This window comes from Gordonibacter pamelaeae 7-10-1-b (assembly GCF_000210055.1).
GTDB lineage: Bacteria > Actinomycetota > Coriobacteriia > Coriobacteriales > Eggerthellaceae > Gordonibacter > Gordonibacter pamelaeae.
Genome location: NC_021021.1, coordinates 302,912 through 310,775, shown reverse-complemented (window position 1 = coordinate 310,775; position 7,864 = coordinate 302,912). Strand labels below are relative to the sequence as shown.

Below are 7,864 nucleotides of genomic sequence, written 5' to 3'. Positions count from 1 at the left end.
CCTTCGCCCCGTCGTGCGGCAGGACGCGCACGAGAACCGAGATCGTCGCCGCCAGAAGCGCGCAGATAACCCAGAAGGCCGCATGCCATCCGAGCGCCTGCGCGATGGCGGTGCCAAGGGGAACTCCCAGCACCGACGCCACGCTGAACCCCGCGAAGATGATCGCGATGACCTTCGGGCGCGCGCCCGGCGCGGCGATGTCGGCCACGAAGGTCATCGACACGGTGCAGGCAGCGCCCGAAACGCTGGCCGTGAGAACGCGCGCGACCATGAGCACCTCGTAGGTGGGGGCGAGGGCGGTGGCCACGTTGCCGATCGCGAAGACGGCGCACAAGGACATGAGCAACCGGAACTTCGGCACGCGCGCGGTGGCGATGGCCAGCACAGGCGTGCCGATGGCGTACACGCCCGCGAAAAGTCCCACGAGATTGCCCACGAGCGTGATGTCGACCGCGAGCGAGCCCGCAATGTCGGGCAGGATGCCCACCACGATGAACTCGCTGCACCCCAGCGCGAAGCTGAGGGTGGTCAGCGCGATAACGGGCAGCGACACTATGCCTTGCCGGGTGTTTTCCTTTGTACGTGCCACGACGCTCCCTCCTCTTCCGACCAACCTCGTATGGTATGCTTCATCCTGTTCGAAAGCAGCGCCGAAAGTTCAGGTGCGCGTGTCGAATCATCGGATCGGGCAAGGAGGCGTGCTGTGGGAAGGGTCGAGGACGCAATCGGCGCGTTGAAGCTCGAGTACCCCACGCTCGACTTCTCCTATCGCGACTTCCCCCTGGGCGAGCCGGGCGAGAAGATGTTCACGTGGCCGGGGCCTCCCGACGAGGACGTCGTGATCGTCGTGCACCAGTGCTCGGGCGTGCGCGAGCTGTTCCACCGCCACGACTTCTTCTACTTCAACTACACCTACTGCGGCTCCTACGACTCTCTGAGCCAGCGCTACGACAACGTGGTGACCATCCGCGAGGGCGAGCTGTACGCCGGCCAGCCGTCCGCGGGCCACGCCCTGCTCGTGCACGACGACGCGGACACCACCATCATCGGCATGCTCGTGAAGAAGGAGGCGTTCTTCCGGTCGTTCCTTCCGCTGCTGTCCTCCGACTCGGGCTTCCTGCGTTTCCTGCTCGATCCGTCCACCGACTGCTTCGCCGACGAGTTCATCCACTTCAAGCTGGAGGACCAGTGCACGGCGCGCGCCTTGTTCGAGATGATGGCGGTGGAGTACGCCAACAGGCGCGAGGACACCCAGGACGTGCTCAAGCCCCTCGCCCTGGCGCTGCTCATGCAGGTGGCGCGGCAGTATGCGGACGACGAGCGCGCGGACGCCGCGCCGGTCGGGACGGCGGAGCTCATGGTGCGCTACCTGGGCGAGCACGTGGACACGGTGACGTTGAGCGCGCTCGCCGCGCGCTTCTCCTACCACCCCAACTACGTGTCCACGCTGCTACGCCAGGAAACGGGCAAAACCTTCTCCGAGCTGCTATTGAAGCAGCGCATGGATCGGGCGGCCATCCTGTTGAAGGGCACCGACCTGTCCGTGGCCGAAGTGGCGCGGACGCTCGGCTACCTGAACACCTCCAACTTTCACAAGGCCTTCCGCGCGCACTATGGCATGACGCCGCGCGCGTACTGCGATCTCGCTTGCTCGGAATGAGCGCGCCTCCGGGCGACAGCCCTTCAAAGGCATGCCCGGCTGCCGGCGCCGGGGGGGCCGCGTGTCGGCGGGCGCGCCGCGAGAAGGGGGTCCTCGGTTTCGGCGGGACCTGGGATCGGAAACCGGATAGCAAAAAATTTCTCCATTCCGCAAAACTTATGCTATACTTTAAAGTTTTTTCGAACAGGCATCAAAAAAGCCGCCTCCCGAGGGGGAGGCGGCTGGCGATTCCTGGTGCGCCCGGCAGGACTCGAACCTGCAACCGACGGATTAGAAGTCCGTTGCTCTATCCATTGAGCCACGAGCGCGTTTGCTTCGGCATCGGTATTATACCGTAAAATGCGCGTGTGCATCCTGCGGAGCCGAGAAAGGCCGACGAAGCGCCCTCTACGGAGAAACCGCACGTGAAAACCTCGTTTCATGCGTGTTTCGACGAGCGGCCGAGCAGGAGCCCCCGCCGTGACCGCCCAGCGGGCGGCCCATCGATGAGCCGTTTGCGCTAAGAATGCATCTTTGGCCTTGTTTATGCACTCCCATTTATCAGCGTGCCGCGGGGTGGGGGGCGCCCGTCCCGCAACCGGGCCGAAAAAGCGCCGTTCCGTTCGATTTACCGCTCCGTCGCAGTAAAGTGTATGTGAAGGAATTGTGAATAAAAGGTCATCTAAAAGCAACCGTTCACCGAAAAAGCACCCGATATCAAACGGGGTCCGGTTTTGTTGCGAAATTGTGGTTGCAATTCGAATCGAACCGTGCGATTTTGGGGTCATCGAGCGGGCAGACGGTGCGCAACGGATGCCCTCGAGGCCGAAAATCTGGAAAATGCATAAAGAAAAGGAGGGTTGCAATGGCTGGTGTCAACGTTAAAAGCGAGATCAAGCCTTTAAAGCGAGTCCTGCTGCACCGCCCGGGTAACGAGCTTCTGAACCTGACGCCGAACACGCTCGAAGAGCTGCTGTTCGACGACATCCCGTTCTTGAAGGTCGCCCAGGAGGAGCATGACGCGTTCGCCCAGGCTCTGCGCGACAACGGCGTGGAGGTCGTGTACCTCGAGGACCTCATGACCGAGGTGCTCGACCAGAACCCCGACGTGCGCGAGACTTTCCTGAAGCAGTTCATCGAGGAAGCCGGCATCCGCACCGACCGCTACCAGAAGATCATCTTCGACTACCTGAACGACAACTATCCCGAGAACAAGGACCTCGTGCTGAAGACGATGGAGGGCATCAACCTCACCGAGCTCCACACCGACAAGTCCAACTCCCTGGTCGACCTCGTGTCCGAGGCCTCCAAGATGGTCGTTGCCCCCATGCCGAACCTGTACTTCACGCGCGACAACTTCGCCATGATCGGCAACGGCGTGTCCATCAACCGCATGTACTCCGTCACGCGCAACCGCGAGACCATCTACGGCGAGTACATCTTCAAGTACCATCCGGACTTCAAGGACGTCCCCCAGTACTACAGCCGCTACAACACGTTCCACATCGAGGGCGGCGACATCCTCAACATCAACGACCACGTGCTCGCTGTGGGCATCTCGCAGCGCACCGAGCCCGATGCCATCGACGCGTTGGCGCATAACATCTTCAACGACGAGACCAGCCCCATCGACACCATCCTGGCGTTCAACATCCCGAACAACCGCGCCATGATGCACCTCGACACGGTGTTCACCCAGATCGACACGGACAAGTTCACCATCCACCCGGGCATCATGGGCCCGCTGACCGTGTTCGAGATCACCCCCGAGGGCGACGGCATCAAGGTCAAGGAGATGACCGGCAAGCTCGAGGACATCCTCGAGAAGTACGTCGGCGTGCCGGTTGAGCTCATCCCCTGCGGCGGCGGCGACCGTATCGCGGCCGAGCGCGAGCAGTGGAACGACGGCTCCAACACGCTGTGCATCGCTCCGGGCACCGTCGTGGTGTACGAGCGCAACGACGTGACGAACAAGGTGCTCGAGGAGAAGGGCATCAAGCTCGTCGTGATCCCCTCCGCCGAGCTCTCCCGCGGCCGTGGCGGCCCACGCTGCATGAGCATGCCCATCTGGCGCGAGGACTAGCGGCGCCGGGCCCGGGCGCACCGGGCCGCAACCCTTTGTCTTTCCAGCAGAGAGGGGAGTCCCGGGCGGGTTCCCCTCGAAGGCTGAAAGAGGCAGGCGGTTTCAAACTTGGCGACGCCTGCCTGCACGGTTCACACGTAGGAAAAACTTGGCAAAGAACGACGAAAGGAATGAATCATGCCCACGAGCCTGAGCGGACGCAACTTCCTGAAGCTGCTGGATTTCACGCCTGACGAGATCCGCTACCTCATCAAGCTGTCCAAGGAGTTCAAGAACCTGAAATTGACGGGTACCCCCCATCGCTACCTCGAAGGCAAGAACATCGTCCTGCTGTTCGAGAAGACCTCCACCCGCACGCGCTGCGCGTTCGAGGTGGGCGGCATGGACCTCGGCATGGGCGTCACCTACCTCGATCCCGGCAGCTCCCAGATGGGCAAGAAGGAGTCCATCGAGGACACCGCCCGCGTGCTCGGCCGCATGTACGACGGCATCGAGTACCGCGGCTTCTCCCAGGAGATCGTCGAGGACCTGGCCGCCAACGCCGGCGTGCCGGTGTGGAACGGCCTGACCACCGAGTTCCATCCCACGCAGATGATCGCCGACATGCTGACGGTCGAGGAGAACTTCCCGCAGGGCCTCAAGGGCCTGAAGTTCGTGTTCATGGGCGACGCCGAGAACAACGTGGCGAACTCGCTCATGGTCGTGTGCGCGAAGCTGGGCCTGCACTTCGTGGCCTGCGGCCCCGAGGCCCGTATGCCGAAGGCCGATCTCGTGGCCCAGTGCCGCGAGGTTGCCGCCGAGACCGGCGCCACCATCACGCTGACCGAGGACGTGAAGGAGGCCTGCACGGGCGCCAACGTCATCTACACCGACATCTGGGTGTCCATGGGCGAGCCGGCCGAGCTCTGGGCCGAGCGCATCAAGCTCTTGGAGCCCTACCGCGTGACGAAGGAAGTCATGGCCATGGCCTCCCCGGACGCCATCTTCATGCACTGCCTGCCGTCGTTCCACGACACCAAGACCACCATCGGCGCCGAGATCGCCGAGCAGTTCGGCGTGACCGAGATGGAGGTCGAGGACGCGGTGTTCGAGTCCACGCAGTCCAAGGTGTTCGACGAGGCCGAGAACCGCATGCACACCATCAAGGCCGTCATGTACGCCACGCTCTCCTAAGCACGAGCCGGAGAAAGGAGACGAACTATGGCATACCAGAAAGGCGAAGGCAAGTCCGTGGTCATTGCGCTCGGCGGCAACGCCCTGGGCAACACGCCCCAGGAGCAGCTGGAGCTGGTGAAGAACACGGCCGAGCACATCGTGGACATGGTGGCCGAGGGCATCAACGTCGTGGTCTCCCACGGCAACGGCCCGCAGGTCGGCATGATCAACAACGCGTTCGACTACGCCTCCACGCATGACGGCAAGACGCCGGCCATGCCGTTCCCCGAGTGCGGCGCCATGAGCCAGGGCTACATCGGCTACCAGCTGTCGCAGGCAATCCTGAACGACATGAAGCGCCGCGGCATCATGCGCTCCACGGCCTGCGTCGTGACGCAGACGGTCGTCTACCCGGAGGACCCGGCGTTCCAGAACCCGACGAAGCCCGTGGGCGCCTTCCTTACCGAGGAAGAGGCCATGAAGCGCGCCGAGGAGACCGGCTACACCTACAAGGAAGACGCCGGCCGCGGCTGGCGCCAGGTGGTGGCCTCCCCGAAGCCGCAGCGCATCGTGGAGTTCGACGCCATCAAGGATCTCATGGACGACGGCTACATCGTGATCTCCACGGGTGGCGGCGGCGTTCCGGTCATCGAGAAGGACGACAGCTACCATGGCGTGCCGGCCGTCATCGACAAGGACCGTTCCAGCGCCAAGCTGGCCGCCGACTTCAAGGCCGACATGCTGGTCATCCTCACGGCCGTGGAGAAGGTGTGCATCAACTTCAACACGCCCGAGCAGCAGGAGCTCAACTCCATGACGGTCGCCGAGGCTCAGAAGTACATCGAGGAGGGCCAGTTCGCGCCCGGCTCGATGCTGCCGAAGGTCGAGGCCTGCATCGAGTTCGTGCAGCAGCATCCCGAGGGCAAGGCGCTCATCACCTCGCTCGAGTGCGCTGCCGACGGCTTGAAGGGCAAGACGGGCACGGTCATCACGGCCTAGTGTTCTACCTGCGGCGGCGGACGCGCGAGCGTCTCGCCGCCGCATGGGGGTATCCGCGTGCCGGGCGGTTATGCTTCCGGCCGGCACGTTTAAGAGATTTCTCGTTCGCCAAACGTATTCACCTCGATCCTCTTCAAAGGAGGGGTTCTCATGACCGAGAAAACGAAGGAAAAAAGCAAAAAGAAGCGATCTATATCTTCATTCACCATTTTGCTCATCATGCTCGTTGCACTTGCTCTGATCACGGTGGCCATGTCTTTTGCCGGTGTTGAGGGAGTCGAGGGCGCAACCATCGCCAACGTGGCGACGGCACCCGTCAAGGGCTTCACCGATGCGCTTCCCGTGTGCCTGTTCGTGCTGATCCTGGGTGGTTTCCTGGGTATCGTGACCGAGACGGGCGCGCTGGATGCCGGCATCGCCGCACTGGTGAAGAAGCTCAAGGGCAACGAACTCGTGCTCATACCGATCCTGATGTTCATCTTCTCCATCGGCGGTACGACGTACGGCATGTGCGAGGAAACGGTCCCGTTCTACCTGCTGCTGGCGGCCACCATGGTGGCGGCCGGCTTCGACAGCGTCGTCGGCGCGGCGGTCGTCCTTCTGGGCGCCGGCTGCGGCGTGCTCGGCTCGACGGTCAACCCGTTCGCGGTCGGCGCGGCGGTCGACTCGCTGTCTGGCAGCGGCATCGTCATCAACCAGGGCACCATCATCATGCTCGGCGTGGTGCTGTGGCTCGTGACGCTGGTCATCTCCATCATCTTCGTCATGCGCTACGCGAAGAAGGTCAAGGCTAACAAGGGTTCCACCATCCTGTCGCTGCAGGAGCAGGAGACCATGAAGGCTGAGTTCGGCGAGGCGCAGCAGGAGGCGGTCGACGCCGAGGCCAACCCGAACGAGAAGCTCATGACGGGCCGCCAGAAGTGGGCGCTCATCGTGTTCGCGCTCACGTTCGTGGTCATGATCGTCGGCTTCATTCCGTGGGGCGACTTCGGCGTGGAGATCTTCGATGCCGGCGCTGCCACCGAGGAGGTCACGACGCAGGTCAGCGGCGACGATATCTCGGCGACATGGGCCGATGCCGCAGATGCGGGCGCGACCGAGGGCGAGCTCACGTTCAACGGCGACGTGACCGGCACGGTCACGGCCGAGGAGCAGGTCTCCGAGGGCTGGTCCGCGTTCCTCACGGGCCTGCCGCTGGGGCAGTGGTACTTCGACGAGGCTTCCACCTGGTTCCTCATCATGGCGCTGATCATCGGCGTGGTGGGCGGCGTGTCCGAGAGCCGTTTCGTGAAGGCCTTCATCAACGGTGCGGCCGACATGATGAGCGTCGTGCTGATCATCGCGCTCGCCCGTTCCATCACGGTGCTCATGGGCGAGACCGGTCTGGACATGTGGATCCTCAACAACGCGGCCAACGCGCTGAACGGCCTGTCGGCGATCATATTCGCTCCCATGTCGTTCCTGCTCTACGTGGTGCTGTCGTTCCTCATCCCGTCGTCGTCCGGCATGGCCACGGTGTCCATGCCCATCATGGGCCCGCTGGCGAACTCGCTCGGCTTCTCGCCCGACGTGATGATTATGATTTTCAGCGCCGGCAACGGCCTGGTGAACCTGTTCACCCCCACGTCCGGCGCCATCATGGGCGGCCTGGCGCTCGCCAAGGTGGAGTACTCCACGTGGCTGAAGTTCGGCGGCAAGCTGTTCATCGTGCTGGGCGTTGCCTGCATCATCATCCTCACTGCGGCGATGATGCTCATACCGGGCGCCGCGTAACGTCGGCTGCACTCGGCTGACGCATCGCACGCTCGCGACGCGCTTCGGAATCCCCCGCTTCGGCGGGGGATTTTTCTGCTCGGGCCGTCCTTCCTACAACGCCTTCCTCATCCAGATGTGCTCCACGTGCTCGTCCAGCTCGACGGGGCCGTACTGCTCGTAGCCGCGGCGCTCGTAGAACGGGGTCACGCGGCACTGGGCGTGCAGGTGCATCT

Annotated in this window: 6 protein-coding genes and 1 tRNA gene; 5 read left to right on the top strand and 2 right to left on the bottom strand. The window is 63.3% G+C overall.

The window, feature by feature from the left end; all coding sequences use genetic code 11:
* The coding region (locus GPA_RS01360) for an MFS transporter (protein WP_167536572.1) at window positions 1-589 on the bottom strand (589 nt) is incomplete at its 3' end.
* A gap of 114 nt (window positions 590-703) precedes the next feature.
* On the opposite strand from GPA_RS01360, the gene GPA_RS01355 reads away from it, so the two are divergent.
* Complete coding sequence (locus GPA_RS01355) at window positions 704-1,660, top strand: helix-turn-helix transcriptional regulator (RefSeq protein WP_041238748.1); 957 nt, start codon at window positions 704-706, stop codon at window positions 1,658-1,660.
* Between the two features lie 232 nt (window positions 1,661-1,892).
* On the opposite strand, the gene GPA_RS01350 is transcribed toward GPA_RS01355, so the two are convergent.
* Window positions 1,893-1,968: transfer RNA gene (locus GPA_RS01350), tRNA-Arg, on the bottom strand.
* A gap of 536 nt (window positions 1,969-2,504) precedes the next feature.
* Between GPA_RS01350 and arcA the strand changes: the two genes are divergently transcribed.
* The 4 genes from arcA (at window position 2,505) to GPA_RS01330 (ending at window position 7,649) form a co-directional block, all read left to right on the top strand.
* A complete protein-coding gene (gene arcA, locus GPA_RS01345; protein WP_015538726.1) occupies window positions 2,505-3,722 on the top strand; it encodes an arginine deiminase in 1,218 nt (405 codons plus the stop codon).
* 177 nt (window positions 3,723-3,899) lie between these two features.
* On the top strand, window positions 3,900-4,895 hold the full coding sequence (argF, locus tag GPA_RS01340) for an ornithine carbamoyltransferase (RefSeq protein WP_015538725.1): 996 nt from the start codon (window positions 3,900-3,902) through the stop codon (window positions 4,893-4,895).
* Window positions 4,896-4,922: 27 nt separating this feature from the next.
* Window positions 4,923-5,876 (top strand): carbamate kinase, encoded by a 954-nt coding sequence (gene arcC, locus GPA_RS01335; protein WP_015538724.1) that lies wholly within the window; start codon window positions 4,923-4,925, stop codon window positions 5,874-5,876.
* A 150-nt stretch (window positions 5,877-6,026) separates the two neighbouring features.
* A complete protein-coding gene (locus GPA_RS01330) occupies window positions 6,027-7,649 on the top strand; it encodes a YfcC family protein (RefSeq protein WP_015538723.1) in 1,623 nt (540 codons plus the stop codon).
* Window positions 7,650-7,864 lie beyond the last annotated feature (215 nt).

What these genes read in the sequence shown, in the direction of transcription:
- arcA (WP_015538726.1), top strand. Translation starts at nt 2,505, where the DNA reads ATGGCTGGTGTCAACGTTAAAAGCGAGATCAAGCCTTTAAAGCGAGTC.
- argF (WP_015538725.1), top strand. Translation starts at nt 3,900, where the DNA reads ATGCCCACGAGCCTGAGCGGACGCAACTTCCTGAAGCTGCTGGATTTC.
- arcC (WP_015538724.1), top strand. Translation starts at nt 4,923, where the DNA reads ATGGCATACCAGAAAGGCGAAGGCAAGTCCGTGGTCATTGCGCTCGGC.
- GPA_RS01330 (WP_015538723.1), top strand. Translation starts at nt 6,027, where the DNA reads ATGACCGAGAAAACGAAGGAAAAAAGCAAAAAGAAGCGATCTATATCT.